1 protein-coding gene is annotated in these 473 nt (G+C 74.2%); it reads left to right on the top strand.

Translation table 11 applies throughout. The features are described 5' to 3' along the window. On the top strand, positions 1-473 hold a 473-nt coding region (locus AC2JF9_RS08850), incomplete at both ends, for an FAD-dependent monooxygenase (protein WP_500727025.1).

Below are 473 nucleotides of genomic sequence, written 5' to 3'. Positions count from 1 at the left end.
ATCGAGGCGCGCTCGCACCGGATCCTCGGCAGGGTCGCCATCGACGGACCCAGCGGCATCGTGCCCCTCTCGACGCTGCGCGTCGCGCAGCTTCACCGCGGCCGGCTTGCGTTGGCTGGGGAGGCCGCGCATGCCGTCCCGCCGATCGGAGCGCAGGGGCTGAATCTCGGCTTGGCGGACATCGCGAGCCTGGTCCGGCTCGCCTCGGCCGCACGGGACGAGGGCGGGGATATCGGCGGCGAGGCCGTTCTGTCGCGCTACCAGCAAGCGCGGCTCCCGGATGTGCGGCTGAAGACGGCGGCGATCGACGGCCTCAACCGCGCGCTGCTATCCGGGCTCCTGCCGCTCGACCTGGCCCGCGGCTTCGGCCTCGGGCTCCTCGCGCGGGTCGGACCGCTCCGGCGTGCCGTGATGCGGGCCGGCCTCGGTGCGCACGCGCTCCCCGATGAGGATTCCGCGACAAGGTCCCGCTC

This window comes from Lactobacillus sp. C449L, assembly GCF_059900815.1.
This window is presented reverse-complemented; position numbering and strand designations above follow the sequence as displayed.